We start from the raw sequence: 17,250 nt of genomic DNA on the forward strand, positions 1-17,250 counted from the left end.
GCCCTAGTGCCCCGCGGCTGTGTCGTTGTAATCGGCCATCACCCGGCCTACTGCCCACGCCGGCAGCCACCGGGCCAGCCCGACCAGCAAGCGGCAAGAGAGCGGAAAGTTGTACACGGCCTTGCGGCGAGACAGTGCCCGGAGCATCCGCCGGGCCGCCTCCTCGGCGGTGAGGAGGCCCGGCATCCAGAAGTCGTTCCCCTCCGTCATCGCGGTCTTCACGAACCCGGGGCAGAGGGTGGTGACCGTCACGCCCCGGCCGCGGAGGTGTGCCTGCAACCCGGCCAGGTAAGTATTCACCGCCGCCTTGCTGGCGCAGTAGCCCGACTCGCCGGGGAGCGCCAGGTAACTGGCCAGGCTCGACACCGCGGCCAGGTGGCCCGACCGGCGGGCGAGCATGTCCGGCATCACTGCCGCGAAGGCGTAAACGACCCCGAGGACGTTCACCCGGATCATCGCCTCCACATCCGGCACGTTCACCGGGTCAAGCCGCGTCGGCGCACCGACGCCGGCGTTGGCGATCATCAAATCGACCGGGCCGAAGGCGTCCCGCACCACGGCTACGGCCGCGGTGGCTTGCGCACGGTCGGCCACATCGGCGGGGGCCACGACGGCCTCGCCGCCGGCCGCCCGGATCAGTTCTGCGAGTTCTCGCAGGGCGTCTTCCCGGCGGGCGACTAGCCCGACCCGCGCTCCGGCGGCGGCGAGCTGGCGGGCCAACTCCCGGCCGATGCCGCTCGACGCCCCGGTGACCACGACAACCCGTCCGAAAAACGCCCCCGCCACGCAAGTCCCCTCCTTTTCCGCGTTTTGATTATCGACAGCGCCGGCGGATAAAATTATCTAATCCGCCAGTCCAGCCTGAACCCACCAGGCCTCACCGGCCGAATAAACCTTAGACCCTGCGGCGCCGCCACGCTGCCGATTTGGATGCGGAGAAATTGTGATGCAGCACCCCCTCGATCGACTGGCGGCCGGACTCGCCGCCAGCCCGTTGGTTCGTCACTTGGAAGGCTTCTTCCGGGATCACCCCGATCTCCACATGAAGGACATGACGTTGGAAGAGGCCGGCCCCGGGCGGCGGGTGAAGCTGGCCGGGCGGTGGGTCGTCAACTTCGGGTCGGACAGCTTCCTCGGCCTCGACCGCGACCCGCGGGTGCTGGCCGCCGTCCGCGACGGACTGGACCACTGGGGGAGTCACAACGGTTCGTCGCGGGCGTTTTCGAGCGTCGAATCGAACGTGCGGGCGGAAGAAAAGATCGCCGCCTGGCTGGGGGCCGAGTCGGCACTCATCTACCCGTCCGTCACGCTGGCAAACCTGGGCGCTCTGCCGGCACTCCTCACGCGACAAGACGCGGTCGTGACCGACCAGTACGCCCACAATTCCGTGCAGCAGGGAGTGAAGCTGGCAAAGGCGAGCGGGGTGAAAACCGGGCAGTTCGCTCACAACGACCCGGCCGACCTGGACCGGGCGCTCAAGAGCCTCCGGCCGTACCGATCAGCGCTAGTTGCTGTGGACGGCGTGTACAGCATGACCGGCACCCTGGCCGCCCTCGTCGAGTTGCGTGACGTCGCGGCGGCCAATGACGCCGTACTGTACGTGGACGACGCCCACGGCACGGGCGTGCTGGGCTCCCGCGGTCGGGGGACCGTTCTCGACGCCCTCGGCAACTACGACAACACCGTGGTGGTGGGGTCGCTGTCCAAGGCGGTATCGTGCTTCGGCGGCTTCGTGGCCTGTCCGGAGCGGGTACGGTTCCTCCTCAAGCTCCGGTCGGCACCGCTGATCTTTGGCGGGCCGGTGCCGCCTCCGTACCTGGACGCGGTGTGTGCCGCGGTGGACATCCTCGACTCCGCGGACGGCGACGAACTGCGTGCGGCGCTCGGCCGGAACATGACCCGGTTCTGCGGCGGCGCCCGCGGCCGCGGCCTTCCGGTGATCGGCGGCGTGGGAGCGATCGCGTCGGTGTTGGTCGGGGACGAGGCGGCCACCCTCCGGGCCGGGCGGGCTGTGTTCGACCGCGGGTTCTATGTCCAGTCGGTGATCTTCCCGGCAGTGCCGCACCACGGTGGGCTGCTCCGCGTGCAGGTGAACGCGAACCACCAGCCGACCGAGATCGACGCCTTGGTGGGCGTGCTGGCCGACGTGCTGGACCAGCACCATCCCCTCCCGCGGGTGGCGTAACCGCCGGCTCCACTCACTCATGCCGCCGCACTTGACACGGACGCCCTGGAGTTCCGAAGGAATGTGACGTGAACTGCGGCCGAGAGTCACCCACGTCTCGTTCCGCTCGCCCGCCCGGGGCGAGCGTGAGCAGGAGGCACGGGGCGGCTGTTCGTACTCGGCTTCGTGCGATCAGGCCAGATACTGCTCGTTGGTGACGTGTTCCAGCCATTCGACCGCCGTGCCATCGAGCCGCTCTTGGATGGCGAGATGCGTCATCGCGGTCGTCGGCGCGGCCCCGTGCCAGTGTTTCTCGCCCGGCGGGAACCAGATTATATCGCCCGGTCGGATCTCCTCGACTGGACCGCCCCACCGCTGCGCCCGACCGCACCCGGCCGTCACGATCAAGGTCTGGCCGAGCGGGTGGGTGTGCCACGCCGTCCGCGCCCCTGGCTCGAACGTAACAGACGCGGCGGCTGCGCGGGCCGGGGCCGCGGTCTGGAACAGTGGGTCGATGCGGACCGTCCCGGTGAAATACTCGGCCGGCCCCCGACCCGATGGTTGAGAGCCGTTTCGCGTAATGTCCATTCGTTCCCTCCCGTTCACCTCAAACGCCCGGGGTATTCTCGCGACGCACGCGGCGAACGTCTTCGATCCGCCGTCCAGATTTCACCCGGTCAGCCGCCAGACCGAGACGACCGCGGCACGTTTTCCCGATCTTTCCACCGCGGGCGTGTCTCCTTGTTATGGAGATTGTGTGTTGAAGGCCCATGCGTTTGCCCTTCGGGGGTCGCGGTCCGGCGGGCCGGGGTTGAATCCGATCCTCACACCTGCGAGAGAAGACACGCTCGAAGGAAAAAATGATCCGCCCGCAGACGACTTGATCACCGAAAAACCACGCCCCTGTGCGCTTGACGAGATCGAGTGAGCAATCAGGGAGTTGCCGGACAAGGAGCGATGCATTCTCACGGGGCGGTGTAACTGCGGCGCAACAAGCCGATACCGGTGCCTTGTGCCGTTAATGAAGGCCGGTACATACTGGACGTGTACCCACCCGGAGGACATCAATGACCCCACGCTTCCCGACGCGCTTGAATCGCAGGTTCTGGTCACTCACGGCTCTCGTCGGGATTGGTTGCGGAGCGGTCCCAGCCGATCCCAAGCCGTCTGTCGAAGCCCCGACCAAGGCAGAGACGGCCGGGCTGACCGCCCTCCACCGCCACGCCGTCAAGTTGTTCATCGACCAGTTCGGGTTCGGGATCCGCCGCATTGAGCCGCCCCTCACGGACGTCCTCGAACCGCCGAAGTCGCAAGCCCAAGGTTCGGCGGATCAGCGGCCGGCCGGGAAAGACCCTGTCGCCATCCGACCAGACAAGGACGGGAAGGCCGCGCACTTCTCGTTCGCGAAGACCGTGGGAGAGGCGACCGCCATTCCTTCCGCGGCCGCGAAGAAGACCTGGGTGGTCAAGGAGGTGCAGTTGGTCGGGCTGGTCAAGCACAAGGACCCGGTCGTGTACCTGAGCAGCGAGGCGGTCGATGGGGCGATGCGGAAGGACAAGAAGGAAATAGAGAATAAGGACGCAAAGACGCGCCAGCCCGACACGTTCGAGACGAAGGCGCTGGAGGTGATCCGGGGCGGCGGCGAACTCGTTCAAGCCGAGAAGCAGGGCGAGACGATTCGAGCGCTGAGCGGGATCTACGCCGGGAAGCAGTGCGCGGCGTGTCACGAACGCCCGGGGGAGATGCTCGGGGCATTCTCCTACCGGCTGTCGCTCGAAGACGCCCCGGCCAAGGCTGTCGGTGCCAACCTGCCCTGAAAGAAGTGAACCGAAGGGACGAACGCAACATTCCGCGCCGCGAATAATGACGCGGGGTGTCGCACCGAAGGTGGCGGTGGTGGCCTACTTGCCCCCGGCGTCGGTCCGCCGGAGCAGACGGCGGCTATGCTCCGGCGGACCGACGCCGTTTCTTGTCCAACAACTCTGCCAGGAACTTGCCGGTGTGCGAGGCCTTGCACGCGGCGACCTCCTCGGGCGTGCCGCACGCGATCAGGTGCCCGCCCTTGTGCCCGCCCTCTGGGCCGAGGTCGATGACGTAATCGGCCGTCTTAATCACGTCGAGGTTGTGCTCGATCACCACGACCGAATGGCCGTTATCGACCAGCCGGTTCAGGCTTTCCAACAGTCGGCCGATGTCGGCGAAGTGCAGGCCGGTCGTCGGCTCGTCGAGGATGTACACGTTGTGCTTGCCGCGCTTGAGCTTGCCGAGTTCCCCGGCCAGTTTGACCCGCTGGGCTTCCCCGCCGGAGAGGATCGTCGACGGGTGGCCGAGCTTGAGGTAGCCGAGGCCCAGTTCGTTCAGGACGGCAATCTTGCGGGCGATGGTCGGTTGGTTCGCGAAGAATTCGACACCGTCCTCGACCGACAGGTCGAGCACCTCGGCGATGTTCTTGTCTTGATACTTGACCTCAAGAGTCTCCTGGTTGTACCGCGCGCCCTTGCACGTCGGGCAGACGACTTCCACGTCGGGCATGAACGAGAGCTGGGTCGTGATCGTCCCCTCGCCGGTGCACTCTTCACAGCGGCCGCCCTTGACGTTGAAGCTGAAGGTGGAGGCCGTGAAGCCGCACTTCTTGGCCGCGTCGGTTTCGGCGAACAGGGTGCGGATCGCGTCGTAGAAGCCGATGTACGTCGCCGGGTTGGACCGCGAGGACCGGCCGATCGGCGACTGGTCGATGTCGATCACGTCGCTGACGTGTTCGCTGCCCGTGAACTCGTCGTGGTCGCCCGCCAGGACGCGGCTGTCGTGGAGCAACGAATAGAGTCGTTTCTGAAGGATGCCGTGGATCAGCGAGCTTTTCCCCGACCCCGACGCGCCGGTGATGCACACGAATTGTTCCAGCGGGATCTCGACGCGGAGGTTCTTGAGGTTGTTCTGGCGCGCGCCGCGGATGAGGATCGATTTGCCGGTTGCCGGCCGGCGCTTGCGCGGAACGTCGATGGTCTTTTTGCCGCTGAGGTACTGGCCGGTGAGCGAGTTGTCGTCCTTCAGGAGTTTCTTCAACGACCCCTCGGCCACGACCTTGCCGCCGTGGACGCCCGGACCGGGACCGATCTCGACGATGTGGTCCGCCGCCCGGATTGTGTCCTCGTCGTGCTCGACCACGATCACGGTGTTGCCCAGGTCGCGGAGGCGTTCCAACGTCTCGATCATCTTGACGTTGTCCTTGGGGTGTAGCCCGATGCTCGGCTCGTCGAGGACGTAGAGCATGCCCATGAGGCCCGACCCGATCTGGGACGACAGGCGGATCCGCTGCGACTCGCCGCCCGACAGGGTTGCCGACCGGCGGTTCAGGCTGAGGTAGTCCAGCCCGATGGCGACGAGCAGTTCCAGCCGCGTGGCGACTTCGCGCACGATCGTGTCGGCAATCGCCCGCTGCTTCGGCGTCGGCTCGATCACGCCGAGGTAGTCGATCAAATCCGCCAGGTGCATTTCGCCGACTTCGTAGAGGTTGCGGTCGCCGATCGTGACGAGGCGGCGGGCACGCTTCAGCCGGGCACCGCCGCACTCCGGGCAATCGTACTCGACCATCACCTTCTTCAGGTACTCGTCCATGCCGGCGTTCGACGTGCCCTGCTTGCGGTACTGCCGGTAGTGGTGTTCGAGGTGGTTCACGATGCCGGCGTACTTCATCTTCTTGCCGGCGTGCTGGTGGCCGATCTTCGCCTTCGGCGGGATCGCGACCTCGAACAACTCGCCCCCGGTGCCGTGGAGCAGGATTTGAACGTGCTTCTCGGCCAAGTCCTGGAAGGGCGTGTCGAGGCTGAACCCGTAATGGACCGCGAGGCTGTAAAGCTGCCGGCCGCCCCAGCTATCGGGGCTGTTGCCCACCGCGGCCGAGACGAACGCCCCCTCGTTGATGGACCGTTTCGGATCGGGAACGAGCAGCGCCGGATGGACCCGCATCGCCGTACCGAGGCCGGCGCACGTCGGGCAGGCCCCCGCGGGGTCGTTGAACGTGAACTGGAACGCCTGCATCTCGCCGGCGACGAGGCGGTGTTTCGCGCAGCCGAAGCCGTCGTAAAACTTCTGATGTTCCCGGCCGGGCGACTTGGGCTTCACGATGTGGAACCCGAGCAGACCGTCGCCGAGCTTCAGCCCGTGCTCCAGTGATGTGACGACTTGCTGCTCGATGCCAGGGCCGATGACGAACGAATCGACCACCGCCTCGACCGTGTGCACCTCGTCCTCGTCGAGTTCGATGTGGTCGCCGAGGTCCCGCGGCTTGCCGTCGATGCGCGCCCGCCGGTAGCCGTTGACGCGGATTTGTTCGAACAGGTACTCGTAGTCCTCACCGTGAATCTTGTAGACCGGCGCTCGCACCTCGACTTCCGTACCCCTGGGCAGCGATAGCAGGTGTTCCATCATCTGGTGCGGCGTGCGGATCGCGAGTGCTTCCCTGCACAGGGGGCAGTGCGACGTCCCCATCGTGGCGAACAGCATCCGCAAGTAGTCCGAGATGTCGGTCATCGTGCCGACCGTCGAGCGGGGGTTACTGCCGACGGTTTTCTGGTCGATCGACACGACCGGCGACAGGCCGTTGACGAAATCGACGTCCGGCTTCTTGAGTTGCCCGACGAACCGCTTCGCGAACGTGGACATCGACGCGAGCAACCGCCGCTGCCCCTCGGCGTAGAGCGTGTCGAAGGCGAGCGACGACTTGCCCGACCCGCTCACGCCGGTGACGACGACGAGCTTGTCGCGCGGAATCTCCACGTCGACGTTCCGCAGGTTGTTTTCCCGCGCGCCGTGAATCTGGATCGTGGTTCGCATGTTAACCGTCGAGGAAGTAGGCCGGTTCTTCGACCCGCTCCAGGCTGCGCTTGGTCAGCTTGAACGGGGCCGAGTGTTTTTGCAGCACGCTCTTCTGTTCGAGCCATTCGCACGCCGATTCCAGGTGCCACGGGTGCAACTGCGAGAACGCGAAATGATCGCTCATCTCGGATAACGGCACGACGCGGTTCTGCTTCTTGAGATAGGCGAGCAGCGGTTTCAGGTGGGCCTTGTAGTGCGCTTCGAGATACCCGTCGATCGCGTCGAGGGCCGTCGCTAACACGCGCCGATTCTTCCGCTTGGCCAGCACGTCGAGATAGATCGTCTGAAACAGAGCCGGGTCGATTTCCATCGCCCGGTAGATGACGTCCTGTTCCCACACCCGACCTTGTCGGATGATTTCCGTGTGTGCCACGCTGTGGGCGGCCCCGAGAATTTCTTGCGCCGCCAGTTCCAGGTCGCCCTTGATCTCCAACCGCTTCCGCGCGTGGCGAGTCGCGTGGATCGTCCACGTCGAGAACGTCAACAGTTCCCGCTCCTGGTCTTTCGTCGCGACGCTGTTGGCCTTCTTGAACCAGCTCTCGATCGACGCATCCTTGCTGTAAACGATCCGGCGCTCGGCGAAGAAGTTGCACGAAAAAGCCGTCCGCGACGCCCCTTCGACCATTTGCTTGAACCGGCTGCGGGGGATGACTTCGGCGTGAATGTTGATGTCGTTTTCGACCAGGATGCGGAAGATTCGCTCGCTGTTGCCGTCGCTCGGCATGCGCCGGCTGACGCCGTCCGCTTCGATGATCCAGAGGCCGAGCGACTCGCGGTGCCAGATCGTTTCCGGCGACAAGCTCCCCACCTGGACAACGGCAAGCACGTAGCGATCGTCCGCGATTCGGTCGATCAACTGCTTCATCGCGGTTTCGAATCGCGTGACTTTGGCACCGTCGTCGTCCCGGGTCATGGGCTTGGCCTCGGCGTGAAACTGAACCGTTGGTACTGTCCTTGCTTTGCGTTGCCGGCGAGGGGGGCGACGGATTCAGTCGGGCGGTAAACCGAATTCGATCACTTTGCCGTCGGCCGTAATCTTCGCGCCGCAAAGGCGCATCTCGTTTTTCACAATCCGTTCTGACCAAATGTAGATTTCGTCCTCGTCATTCTCGTCAGGTAGCACAGCATACCGCAGTCTTTTCCCCCAGCCGTCCCGCAGACAGTATTCGGGTTCGTCGAGAAGTTTGTTACGAGTCAATTCGTCGAAAGAGGTCGGATACCTGTGGGTGTACTTTGGATTATTCCGATAGGCGATACAGACCTAGGCGAGCTTCCGGGTTTTGTTGAGAGTTTCATGCCATGTGGAGTACCGATCCGGGTCTTTCGGGAAGAAGAGATAGCCGACGAACACGAGGATCATCACGACGGCGATGCGCGCGAATTTCGTTGTCTTCATCGTCGGCTCAGAGAGAGAATCGGGCCAACCGTGTTTCGGTTGGCCCGATTCTACGCTCACCCGCAGGACCGTTCCAGTAATTCCGCCACACCCTACGTCAACTCGACCAACACACGCGACGGCCGACAGTATCGCAGACCCATCCCGCCGCTCAAACTGTGGTCACAGTTACTTCAGCCTCGATTATTTTTCATTTTCCGTGGAGATTTGGCCGGGCCGTCCGTTTCCCCTGTCGAACTCGGTTTCGCCTGCTCTCCAATCTTTGAGGCTACTGTGATGTTGCGCGAAATGTACCAAGCCCTTCTCCGGGGTGCTCGCCGGCGACAGAGGAAGGCGAAGAAGGCCGTGACGGCCCCGACCAGCCGGTTCATCCCGTCGCTGGTGGGCCTGGAGGCCCGCGAGGTGCCAGCGGTGGTGGCGACGTTCACCCCGAGTGCGGGCGTGCTGTCGGTGTTCGGGGACAACCTCGACAACACGATCACCGTGAGCCGCAACGCGGCCGGGACGATCCTGGTGAACGGCGGGGCCGTGAACGTCGTCGGCGGCACGCCGACGGTCGCGAACACGGCCCAGATTCAAGTCTTCGGCCAGGGCGGCAACGACGTCATCACGCTGAGCGAGACGAATGGTGCCCTCCCGAAAGCGAATCTGTTCGGCGGGGCCGGCAACGACGTGCTGACCGGCGGCAGCGGCAACGACCTGCTGTTCGGCCAGGCCGGCAACGACACGCTCCTCGGCAAGGGCGGGTTCGACTTCCTGTTCGGCGGCACCGAGAATGACACGCTCACTGGTGGCGACGCCGACGACCAGGTGTTCGGCGAGGCCGGCGATGACCGCCTGATCTGGAACCCCGGCGACGACACCGACCTGAACGAAGGCGGGGCCGGCACCGACACCGTCGAGGTCAACGGCGGCAACGGGGCCGAGGCGTTCACCGTGACGGCCAACGGCACGCGGGTCCGGTTCGACCGCGTCAACCCGGCCCCGTTCTCGCTCGACATCGGCACGAGTGAGAAGCTCGTCGTCAACGCCAACGGCGGGGACGACACGTTCTCCGCGACCGGCAACCTGGCCGCGCTCATCTCGATCACCGTGGACGGCGGGACGGGCAACGACACGATCCTCGGCGGCAACGGCGCCGACACCCTGCTCGGCGGCGACGGCAACGACTTCATCGACGGCCAACAAGGGAACGACGTGGCCCGGCTCGGGGCCGGCGACGACGTGTTCCAGTGGGACCCGGGCGACGGCAGCGACGTGGTCGAAGGCCAGGACGGGACCGACCGACTCGTGTTCAACGGCAGCGCGGCGAACGAAATCTTCAACGTGTCGGCCAACGGCGGGCGGGTGCGGTTCACCCGCAACGTGGCCAACATCGTGATGGACCTCAACGACGTCGAAACGCTCGACCTGAACACGCTCGGCGGGGTCGATTCGACGACGGTCGGCGACCTGAGCGGGACCGATCTCGTGCGGGTCAACGTCAACCAGTCCGGCACCATCGGCGGCGTCGTCGGCGACGCCGCGGCCGACACGGTGGTCGTGACCGGCACCAACGGCAACGACATCATCGACGTATTCGGGGCCGGCACGTCCTACTCCGTCGTCGGCCTACCGGCGGTGGTGAACGTGACCGGGTCCGAGGGGGCGAACGACGTGCTCGTCGTGAACGCGCTCGGTGGCAACGACGGGGTGACGGCCACGACAATGCCAGCCGGGGTTGTGAAACTCACGATCGACGGCGGGGCGGGCAACGACACGCTCCTCGGCAGCCAGGGGGCCGACACGTTCTTCGGCGGCGACGGCAACGACTTCGTGTTCGGCGACAACGGCAACGACGTGGCCTTCCTGGGGGCCGGCGACGACGTGTTCCAGTGGAACCCCGGCGACGGCAGCGACACCGTCGAGGGCCAGGCCGGCACCGACTCGCTGCTGTTCTTCGGGGCGAACGTCAACGAGAACATCAACATCGTCGCGAACGGCGGCCGGGTGCTGTTCACCCGCGACGTGGCCAACGTCACGATGGACCTGGACGACACCGAGCGGATCGAGTTCCGGGCGCTCGGTGGGGCGGACAACATCGTGGTCGGCGACCTGTCCGGCACCGACGTAAAGAATGTCGAACTCGACCTCCGCGGGCCGAACGGCGGCGGCGACGGGGCGGCCGACACGGTGACGGTCAACGGCACGCAGGGGGCCGACACGTTCGGGGCGGCCGGCGACTCGGGCGGCGTGACGGTGTTCGGCCTGACGGCCCGCGTCAGCATCTTCCAGCAGGAAGCCGCGAACGACCGGCTGACGCTCAACGGGCAAGGCGGCGACGACGTCATCAACAGCCAGTCGCTCCGGGCCGACAGCATTCAACTCGCGGTCAACGGCGGCCTCGGCAACGACCTCATCATCGGCAGCGAGGGGAACGACGTTGTCAACGGCGGCGACGGCAACGACGTGGCCCTGTTGGGTGCCGGCGACGACGTGTTCGTGTGGAACCCCGGCGACGACAACGACACGCTCGAAGGCCAGGCCGGGTTCGACACGATGGTCTTCAACGGAGCCAACGTGTCCGAGAACATCGACATCTCGGCCAACGGCGGCCGGACGCGGTTCTTCCGCAACGTCGCCAACGTGACGATGGACCTGAACGATGTGGAGGGCATCACCTTCAACGCCCTCGGCGGGGCCGACACGATCGTGGTGAACGACCTGTCCGGCACCGACGTGACGGCGGTGAACCTGAACCTCGGCCCGGCCGACGGTCAGGCGGACAACGTGATCTTGAACGGCACGAGCGGGGCGGACGTGATCCAGGCGTTCGGCACCGCCGCCGGCGTGAGCGTCTTCGGCCTCGCGGCGACGATCAACGTCACCGGGGCAGAGGCGGCGAACGACCGGCTGACGGTCAACGCCCTGGCCGGCGACGACGTGGTGGAGGCGTCGGGTTTGGCCGCGGGGTCGATCCAATTGACGGCCAACGGCGGCGACGGCGACGACGTCCTGCTGGGCGGGGCCGGCAACGACGTCCTGCTGGGCGGGGCCGGCGACGACGTGCTCATCGGCGGACCGGGCTTCGACGTCCTCGACGGCGGCCCCGGCGACAACGTCGTGATTCAGTAACTTTCCCGCCTCGGCGGGCCGGCCGGTGCGGATCGCACCGGCCGTCTCCATTTCTCCACGGGCGGCATATCATGATCTCCGGATTCCGACGTCACAGGTGTCGCACGATGACCCAGGACACGGTGGAAATTCCGGACGACGAACTGGCCGCCACGCTCGCCACCCGCGGCGAATCGGCTCAGGCCCGAACGCGGGCCGAGGCCGCCTTCCGCACTCTGTACGACCGCCACGCCAAGCGGTTGCTCGCGTTCCTCGGCGGGCGGGTGAACGCGGCCGCCCTCGACGACGTGCACCAGGACGTGTGGGCCAAAGTGTGGCAGGCGGTGCCCACTCGGTACCACGGCGGGAACTTCCGCGCCTGGGTCCACCAGGTGGCCCGCAACGTGGTCATCGACCACGGCCGCAAGCGGGGGTTCGCACCGCTCACCGAAGGTGAGAACGTCGTCGATCACCGGCAGGCCGACGACGCGACGGCGGTCGAAGCCGAGCGGCGAGCGGCACTCGCCAAGTGCCTTCAGAAGTTGGAGCGGGCCAACGCCGCGGTGGCCGATTTGGTCCGCAGCCGCGTCGCCGGCGAGAGCTACGATTCATACTGCACCCGGACGGGCATGCCATCGGACAAGGCGTACCGGGCGTTCCACCAGGCCAAGGCCCAACTCCAGGCGTGCGTGGAGGGCATCTCGCCGTGACGCTCTTCGCCCTGACCATCCCGGACGACCCGGCCGACCTGCCCGGCTGGCTCGAAGACCGCCTGATGGCCCCGGACTTCGCCGCGTTCGCAGCAGAACTGCGGGCTGTGTTCCCAGGCGCACCAGCTTCCGACGTGCCCCGCCACCTCCTCGACCGGTGGCTACCGGTCGCGTTAACCGACGGCCTCGACCCGTTGCCGCCGGACGTGTTGAGCCAATTGTTGCAGTACCCGGCCGTGCTCGCCGCGTTTCAGGAGAGGATCGCCACCGACGGCGGCGAGTATTGGGACGACGTGCTGGCTCGCTCGACCGGCCTCGATCAAGCATTCTCGGAGGGCAAACAAGCTCTCGCGGGCATCCTCGCGGCGGACGTCTCGTCGATCGTGAAGGTGAGCCGCCCAGTGGTTCCGTCCGAGGCGGCGAAGCGATCGACCGGTCGCGGGACCAAAATTTGGGCGGCGACCGCCACCGGTATCGCCGCATGCCTGGCCTTGGCGGTCGGCTACCTGTCCTTCCGCGAGCCGGACGAGCCACCGATTCAGAAGAGTCAGATCGCGTGGGGATGGGGGAAGCCCAGCGGCCTGGCGACCGACCAGACCAATCCGAGGGACTACCTCACCAAACTGGCGGCCAACGCCGAGGAGTGGCATCAGTACCGTCCGACCGATGTGGTTGGCGTGGGCACGCGGGTCGCGGAGTTGCGGATCGGGTGCACGCGGCTCATGCACTCGGCCTACGGCCCGCTCGCCGCGGCCGACAAGGCTTGGCTGCTCGACCACTGCCGGTCGTGGGCCAAGGCACTCGACGCGCACCAGCAATCGCTCGACGCCGGGGCCGACCCGCAACAGGTGCGGGCGGCCGTGGACGAAACAATCCAGTCCATCGTCAACACCCTCCGAGAGAAGGCGGCCGGACTCGGCTGATTGAGATCGGCCATCGGTCCCGTGACGGCCTGGCCAAGAACATCGCGGCACATACCCGGCCGAAGATCACCACTGGGTCCGGGTTCCGGAAATCATGTGAGAATGTCCTTGACGACTCGGGCCGGCCGGCCGTCGGTCAGCCGTTGGGCCTTCCCGCCGTGGTGGTAGACGAGCTTGTCGTGGTCTAGGCCGAGCAGGTGCAAGAGCGTCGCCTGGAAGTCGTTCGGCGTGACGATGTTCTCGGCCGCCTTGTGGCCGAACTCGTCGGTCGAACCGTAGGTCATGCCGGCCTTGATGCCGCCGCCGGCCAGCCAGCAGGTGAACCCCTGGCCGTTGTGGTCGCGGCCGGCCTTGTCGTTCAGTTCGCCCTCGCACACCGGCAGCCGGCCGATCTCGCCGCCCCAGTGGACGATCGTCGTGTCGAGGAGGCCGCGCTGCTTCAGGTCGGTCACGAGGGCCGCAGCCGGCTGGTCGGTCCGCTTGCAGATCGCCGGGAGGGTGCTGCGAAGAGAGTTGTGGTTGTCCCACGGCTGCCCGCCGAGGAACAGTTGCACGAAGCGGACGCCGCGCTCGACCAGCCGCCGGGCGATCAGGCACCGCGTGCCGTACTCGCGGGTTTCCGGCTTGTCCAACCCGTACAGCGCCTTCACCTTCTCCGGCTCCTTCGACACGTCGAGGGCCTCTTTCGCCGCCGTCTGCATCGACGCGGCGAGTTCGTAACTGGCGATGCGGGCTTCCAGGTCGGCCTCGCCGGGGCGGGCGGCCAAATGGCGGCGGTTCAGTTCTGCGAGCAAGTCGAGGTTCTGCCGCTGCGTCGTGCCGTCCACGTCCGGCGGCGGGTCGAGGTTGAGGATACGCGGCTCCTTCGGCCGCAGCACAGTCCCCTGGTACAGCGGCGGCAGGAAGCCGCACGACCAGTTGTTGGCCGCGTCCACCGGCGGGCCGCCGGGGTCGGACAACACCATGTACGCAGGCAGGTTCTGGGCCTCGGTGCCCAACCCGTACACGACCCAACTGCCCATCGTCGGCCGGCCGGTCACCCCGGCGATGCCGCCGTGGTGGTAGCGGATCGACACCTCGTGGCCGTTGAACCCGGTGTGCATCGACCGGACAACGCAGATGTCGTCCACGATGCCGGCGGTGTGCGGGAGCAGTTCCGACACGTCCGTGCCGGATTTGCCGTGCTTGGCGAACTTCCACGGGCTGCCGAACAGCTTCTTGCTCGCCCGGTTGACGAAGCTGAAGTGGATGTCCCCCTGGTAGTCCTTGCCGCTGTGCTTCGTCAGTTCCGGCTTCGGGTCGAACAGATCGACGTGGCTCGGCCCGCCGTGCATGAACAGCGAGATCATCGCCTTCGCCTTCGGGGCGAAGTGCGGCTTGCGGGCGAGCAGGCTCGCGGTCGGGTTCTCGCCCGGCTTGCTCGGCCCCTCGCCGGCGAGCAGGCCGTCCCGCTGGAGCAGGTGCGCGAGGGCGAAGAAGCCGACGCCGCCGGCGGTGTGTGACAGGAAGCCGCGGCGGGTCGGGGGCACGGGGTTAATCGACATAGAGGAACTCGTTCGAGGCGAAGAGTTGCTGACACAGGTTGACCAACGCGGCCCGGTCCGGGTCTTTGGCCTTGCCGCCACGCAGGGTCGCGGTTTGGTCCTTCAGGAACGCCGTGGCGAAGCGGAGTTCGTCGGCGGTGGGCGGCCGCAGGTAAGCGAGCTGCCAGACCGTGGTGACGGGGTCGGACTCCTTCGGCGTGTCGCGGACGACGCGGGCGGCGAAGTGGCCGGCCTGAGTCCGCACGAACTCGTTGTTCATCAGCGTCAGAGCTTGCTGCGCGGTCGTCAGCGACGCCCGCCGCTCGCACTGAAGTTCCCCCGCTGGGGCGTCGAACGTGGCGAGGAACGCGAACGGCTTGCTGCGGCGGGCCTGGACGTAGACGCTGCGGCGGGGCTTGTCGTCGGGCGTGCCGACCTGCCCGGTCGCGTCTTCGACGACGGCGACCGGCGGCCCGAACGGAGTCAAGTCAAGCCGGCCGGCCACGGTCAACAGTCGATCGCGGACGGCCTCCGCTTCCAGTCGCCGCAGCGGGAAGCGGCTGTAGAGCAAGTTGGAGGGGTCGGCCGTGCCGGGTTCACGGGTGGACGCTTGGCGGTAGACGGTCGAGGTCATGACGAGCGTGTGAAACTGCTTCAGGCTCCACCCCTGCCGCGGCAACTCGGTCGCGAGCCAGTCGAGGAGTTCCGGGTGCGTCGGCAGTTGGCCGAGCTTGCCGAACTCGGCCGGCGTGTCCACGATGCCGCGGCCGAAGTGGTTCAGCCAGAGCCGGTTGGCCATCACGCGGTTGAACAGCGGGTGCGTGCCAGCCGTCAGCGTCTTCGCCCACGCGAGCCGGCGGCCGGTGGTGCCAGTGAGCTTCCCGTCGGTCGGGGCGATCGAAACCCGGTGGCCGTCGGGGGCGGCGATCGTCAGGTCGGCCGGCGGCAAGCCCGGCCCCTTCGGCTGGCGGGCGTCGCCGCGGTGGAAGAGCTTCGTGGCCGGTACGCGGCCGGGGACTTCGGTCATCGCCGCGACGAACTGCTCGACCGGCCGTTCGGCCTTCTTCTCCTGAATCTTCTTCAGCATCGCCTTCAACTCGTCGTCGGCCTTCTTGTCGTACTGGTACACGACGCCCGGCGTGATGCTGAGTTTCGGGTTCGTGGCGACGAGCTTCTTCTGCTCCTCCGTCCGCTTGTCGGCCGGCGCGTCAAACGCGGCCTTGAGCTTCGGCTGGTCGTCAGCCGGGAACTTCTTCAGTTCCGCCTCGAACACCGCCCGCACGGCGGCCGACTGTTTCTCCGCGTACTCCTTCTGCATCTTGGCGGCCTCGGCATCGACGGCAGTAGCCTTCGCCCGGTCGGCGTTGCTCATCAGCGACACGCGGCGGGCCGGCGGTTGTCGCCACTTGCCGGGGTCCAGGGCCGGCTCGAAGACCGCCCGCAGTTGGAAGTAGTCCGCCTGGGGAATGGGGTCGTAGCGGTGGTCGTGGCACTGGGCACAGGCGACGGACGTGCCGAGCAGATTCGCCGTCACGATCTTGAGGGTGTCGGTGACGACCTGTTCGATGTCGGCCGGCGTCGGTCCGCGGCTGGCCGTGCCGTCGGGGGCGGTGCGGAGGAAGCCGGTCGCGGCGAGCAGATCGACCTGGGCCGGCGTGAGGTTCGCCCACGGCCGCGGCACGAGTTCGTCCCCGGCGAGTTGTTCGACCACAAACTGGTTCAGCGGCTTGTCGGCGTTGAGCGCGCGGATGACGTAGTCGCGGTACCGCCACGCTTCCGGCCGCACGGTGTCCACCGTGCCGTCGCCGTCGCTGTCCGCGTAGCCGGCCGTGTCCAGCCAGTGGCGGCCCCACCGCTCGCCGTAGGCGGGCGAGGCCAGCAGGCGGGCCAGTGCCTTCTCGTAGGCGTCGGGGGACGTGTCGGCCGCAAACTCGTCGAGTTCCTTCTGCGTCGGCGGCAGACCGGTGAGGTCGAAGGTGGCCCGCCGCAGGAGCGTCGGCCGGTCGGCGTCGGGGTTGAACTTCAGGCCCTTGTCGCGGAGCTTCGCCAGCACGAAGGCGTCGATCGGCGACCGCACCCGGTCGGCGGGGCCGAACGCGGGCGGGGTCGGCCGGGCGAGTGGCTGGTAGAACCAGTACGCGCGTTCGTCGGCCGTGATGCCAAGGCCGGCCGGCAGCGTGGTCGGTTCGTCGCGGACCGTCGCGGCCCCGGTGGTGATCCACTTTTCGATGATCGCGATTTGCTCGGCCGGCACCTTCTTCTCGCCGGGCGGCATCTCGCCGGACTTCATCCGCTCGACGATCAGGCTTTTGGCCGCGTCCTTCACGACGAACCCCGGCCCGGTCGCCCCGCCCGCGAGGGCGAACCGTCTCAGGCGAAGGTCCAGGTCGCCGGACATCTTCTCGCCGGCCCCGTGGCAGTCCAGGCAGTACGCCTTGAAGATGGGCCGGACGTGGCGTTCGAACGTGATCGGATCGGCCGCCGTCGTGACGGAACACAGCAGAACCAGGACGACGCCGAGAAAAGCGTATCGCATCGGGGTGAGCCGTGGGGTGCCGGAGAGGCG

General features: G+C 66.8%; 12 protein-coding genes. 5 read left to right on the forward strand and 7 right to left on the reverse strand.

Going from position 1 to position 17,250, the window contains the following annotated elements:
• Positions 1 to 3: 3 nt before the first annotated feature.
• Positions 4 to 786 carry an SDR family NAD(P)-dependent oxidoreductase gene (locus PX52LOC_RS38540; protein WP_168219479.1) on the reverse strand — a complete coding sequence of 261 codons (783 nt, stop codon included), beginning with the start codon at positions 784 to 786 and terminating at the stop codon, positions 4 to 6.
• Positions 787 to 946: 160 nt separating this feature from the next.
• On the opposite strand from PX52LOC_RS38540, the gene PX52LOC_RS38545 reads away from it, so the two are divergent.
• Complete coding sequence (locus tag PX52LOC_RS38545; RefSeq protein WP_149115065.1) at positions 947 to 2,185, forward strand: aminotransferase class I/II-fold pyridoxal phosphate-dependent enzyme; 1,239 nt, start codon at positions 947 to 949, stop codon at positions 2,183 to 2,185.
• A 171-nt stretch (positions 2,186 to 2,356) separates the two neighbouring features.
• Here the strand turns inward: PX52LOC_RS38545 and PX52LOC_RS38550 are convergent, their stop codons facing one another.
• Positions 2,357 to 2,752 (reverse strand): (R)-mandelonitrile lyase, encoded by a 396-nt coding sequence (locus PX52LOC_RS38550; protein ID WP_149115066.1) that lies wholly within the window; start codon positions 2,750 to 2,752, stop codon positions 2,357 to 2,359.
• A gap of 479 nt (positions 2,753 to 3,231) precedes the next feature.
• Here PX52LOC_RS38550 and PX52LOC_RS38555 point away from each other — a divergent pair, with 479 nt between their 5' ends.
• Positions 3,232 to 3,981 (forward strand): hypothetical protein, encoded by a 750-nt coding sequence (locus PX52LOC_RS38555; RefSeq protein WP_149115067.1) that lies wholly within the window; start codon positions 3,232 to 3,234, stop codon positions 3,979 to 3,981.
• Positions 3,982 to 4,105: 124 nt separating this feature from the next.
• On the opposite strand, the gene uvrA is transcribed toward PX52LOC_RS38555, so the two are convergent.
• The 3 genes from uvrA to PX52LOC_RS43555 all read right to left on the reverse strand — a co-directional run bounded on the left by uvrA (position 4,106) and on the right by PX52LOC_RS43555 (position 8,435).
• Positions 4,106 to 6,997: an excinuclease ABC subunit UvrA gene (gene uvrA, locus PX52LOC_RS38560; RefSeq protein WP_149115068.1), complete on the reverse strand. Its 2,892-nt coding sequence runs from the start codon at positions 6,995 to 6,997 to the stop codon at positions 4,106 to 4,108.
• 1 nt (position 6,998) lies between these two features.
• A complete protein-coding gene (locus PX52LOC_RS38565; protein ID WP_149115069.1) occupies positions 6,999 to 7,952 on the reverse strand; it encodes a hypothetical protein in 954 nt (317 codons plus the stop codon).
• A 348-nt stretch (positions 7,953 to 8,300) separates the two neighbouring features.
• Positions 8,301 to 8,435, reverse strand: coding sequence for a hypothetical protein (locus PX52LOC_RS43555; protein WP_261345050.1), 135 nt, complete (start codon positions 8,433 to 8,435; stop codon positions 8,301 to 8,303).
• A 276-nt stretch (positions 8,436 to 8,711) separates the two neighbouring features.
• Between PX52LOC_RS43555 and PX52LOC_RS38570 the strand changes: the two genes are divergently transcribed.
• The 3 genes from PX52LOC_RS38570 (at position 8,712) to PX52LOC_RS38580 (ending at position 13,161) form a co-directional block, all read left to right on the forward strand.
• Positions 8,712 to 11,549 (forward strand): beta strand repeat-containing protein, encoded by a 2,838-nt coding sequence (locus PX52LOC_RS38570; protein ID WP_149115070.1) that lies wholly within the window; start codon positions 8,712 to 8,714, stop codon positions 11,547 to 11,549.
• Between the two features lie 107 nt (positions 11,550 to 11,656).
• Positions 11,657 to 12,238 (forward strand): RNA polymerase sigma factor, encoded by a 582-nt coding sequence (locus PX52LOC_RS38575; protein ID WP_168219480.1) that lies wholly within the window; start codon positions 11,657 to 11,659, stop codon positions 12,236 to 12,238.
• On the forward strand, positions 12,235 to 13,161 hold the full coding sequence (locus PX52LOC_RS38580; RefSeq protein WP_149115072.1) for a hypothetical protein: 927 nt from the start codon (positions 12,235 to 12,237) through the stop codon (positions 13,159 to 13,161). The genes PX52LOC_RS38575 and PX52LOC_RS38580 overlap by 4 nt, the downstream gene beginning before the upstream one ends.
• Before the next feature lie 92 nt (positions 13,162 to 13,253).
• Here PX52LOC_RS38580 and PX52LOC_RS38585 read toward each other — a convergent pair whose 3' ends face one another.
• Positions 13,254 to 14,705, reverse strand: a complete 1,452-nt coding sequence (locus PX52LOC_RS38585; RefSeq protein ID WP_149115073.1) for a DUF1501 domain-containing protein — start codon at positions 14,703 to 14,705, stop codon at positions 13,254 to 13,256.
• Entirely contained in the window at positions 14,695 to 17,220 is a 2,526-nt protein-coding gene (locus PX52LOC_RS38590; protein WP_149115074.1) for a DUF1553 domain-containing protein, read from the reverse strand. Before PX52LOC_RS38590 ends, PX52LOC_RS38585 begins: the two co-directional genes overlap by 11 nt.
• Positions 17,221 to 17,250: the final 30 nt, after the last annotated feature.

Origin of the sequence: Limnoglobus roseus (assembly GCF_008254045.1) — a bacterium.
Classification (GTDB): domain Bacteria; phylum Planctomycetota; class Planctomycetia; order Gemmatales; family Gemmataceae; genus Limnoglobus; species Limnoglobus roseus.

Coding starts and splice junctions, on each gene's coding strand:
- PX52LOC_RS38585 (WP_149115073.1), bottom strand. CDS start 14,705: ATGTCGATTAACCCCGTGCCCCCGACCCGCCGCGGCTTCCTGTCACAC.
- PX52LOC_RS38565 (WP_149115069.1), bottom strand. CDS start 7,952: ATGACCCGGGACGACGACGGTGCCAAAGTCACGCGATTCGAAACCGCG.
- PX52LOC_RS43555 (WP_261345050.1), bottom strand. CDS start 8,435: ATGAAGACAACGAAATTCGCGCGCATCGCCGTCGTGATGATCCTCGTG.
- PX52LOC_RS38545 (WP_149115065.1), top strand. CDS start 947: ATGCAGCACCCCCTCGATCGACTGGCGGCCGGACTCGCCGCCAGCCCG.
- PX52LOC_RS38575 (WP_168219480.1), top strand. CDS start 11,657: ATGACCCAGGACACGGTGGAAATTCCGGACGACGAACTGGCCGCCACG.
- PX52LOC_RS38555 (WP_149115067.1), top strand. CDS start 3,232: ATGACCCCACGCTTCCCGACGCGCTTGAATCGCAGGTTCTGGTCACTC.
- PX52LOC_RS38550 (WP_149115066.1), bottom strand. CDS start 2,752: ATGGACATTACGCGAAACGGCTCTCAACCATCGGGTCGGGGGCCGGCC.
- PX52LOC_RS38590 (WP_149115074.1), bottom strand. CDS start 17,220: ATGCGATACGCTTTTCTCGGCGTCGTCCTGGTTCTGCTGTGTTCCGTC.
- uvrA (WP_149115068.1), bottom strand. CDS start 6,997: ATGCGAACCACGATCCAGATTCACGGCGCGCGGGAAAACAACCTGCGG.
- PX52LOC_RS38570 (WP_149115070.1), top strand. CDS start 8,712: ATGTTGCGCGAAATGTACCAAGCCCTTCTCCGGGGTGCTCGCCGGCGA.